The sequence below is a fragment of the Winogradskyella pacifica genome, assembly GCF_003386275.1.
In the GTDB taxonomy this organism is placed as follows: Bacteria; Bacteroidota; Bacteroidia; order Flavobacteriales; family Flavobacteriaceae; genus Winogradskyella; species Winogradskyella pacifica.
Genome location: NZ_QREI01000039.1, coordinates 1 through 1,323 on the forward strand (window position 1 = coordinate 1; position 1,323 = coordinate 1,323).

Below are 1,323 nucleotides of genomic sequence, written 5' to 3' on the forward strand. Positions count from 1 at the left end.
TCAAGCGGCTTTTATGCTCCACCAATATATAGAATTGTGGTTTCGCTATACTGCCCTTATTTTAATGGGTAAAGAACGAAAAAGTCATAGTATCAAAGAGCTTCAAACATATCTAAAAATATTTTCAGCTGAACTTGGTAATCTTTTCAATACGGAAATAGAAGAAGAGAAACACCTTTTAAAATTATTGGATGATGCCTATATCACTACACGTTATGAAAACAATTACCATATTAACAATGAACAAATTCATAGAATAATAGAGAAAGCTACTAAAATTGAATTAATAGCCACGTTGTTATTTAAAAATAAGTTGGACGATTGTATAAAGCACGAATTAAATCCAAACGATGTTAGTATTCCGAAAAAAGAATCTTCTCAGCCAAATGATACAGAATTGTCTAAGTTTATTAATTCACTTTCTATAAATGACTTTTCAACCCTAAAACCCTATCCTCATAAAAAAGGGCTATATACTATCGATGTCCTAACTGAAGGTTATTTGGACACATCCTTCATGATTTCAAATCTATTAAAGGTATGTATCACAGCTATGGATACAGACCACTGCTCTACACGATCCATTCCCAATCCAGAGCATAATATCAAAGAAGTTTTAGGATATGTATTAGACATGATACCCCATAATGAAATGGAAGTTTTGGATGGCATCAAGGATATAGTTTTAAACCCGAAAAGGAACAGCTTATGAAAGAAAAAAAGAAATTAAAGGCAATAAAGAAGCACATTAAAAATTTCCCTGGAGTAAGTTTAGATCCACATGGCAATAGAACAAGAAAGACCATAAGTTTTGAGGTCTCTGACCATGAGGAAATAACCAGCAGTATTTCTGCACTTTTAGAATTGTGCTATTATGCACTAGATGGTAATGGGGTTTTCGTATCTCCTAAACATAGCAATAAGACGCCAACAACTAGCGTAACCAAGGTGCTAGAGATGGTTATTGATCTCTTGCCTCACGACCAAATGTTCTGTTTGGATAAGATCACTGAAATCCTTTCCGCACAGGAACTCAAAAAACCGAAACCTTAAATACGACGATATGAAACCAAAAAGAAAAGACCTTGAAAAGCTGATAAGATCAGCTAAATATAAATTAATAACATTAGAACCTTCTAATGTACAAACGGGTAAGTTTAAAGCCTCTTTTTTACAGTTCGACGGGTATCTCGATTTATTTATTACCATTGAATCGTTAATTAATGTCTGTATAATGGCCAGTCATGTCAATAACTCTAATGGAACTGAAGATGATGGATTGGATATTCGTAAGACCTTACAATTAGCCAATAAATTACTCCC

3 protein-coding genes are annotated in these 1,323 nt (G+C 33.5%); all 3 read left to right on the top strand.

What is annotated here, in order from left to right; all coding sequences use genetic code 11:
- The coding region (locus tag DFQ09_RS18685) for a HEPN domain-containing protein (protein WP_115813152.1) at positions 1–712 on the top strand (712 nt) is incomplete at its 5' end.
- Positions 709–1,053, top strand: coding sequence for a hypothetical protein (locus DFQ09_RS18690; protein WP_115813154.1), 345 nt, complete (start codon positions 709–711; stop codon positions 1,051–1,053). The genes DFQ09_RS18685 and DFQ09_RS18690, both read left to right, overlap by 4 nt.
- A 10-nt stretch (positions 1,054–1,063) precedes the next feature.
- On the top strand, positions 1,064–1,323 hold a 260-nt coding region (locus DFQ09_RS18695), incomplete at its 3' end, for a hypothetical protein (protein WP_181897217.1).

Bases quoted from the DNA above. Each gene is read 5' to 3' on its own strand.
- DFQ09_RS18690 (WP_115813154.1), top strand. From the start codon at position 709: ATGAAAGAAAAAAAGAAATTAAAGGCAATAAAGAAGCACATTAAAAAT.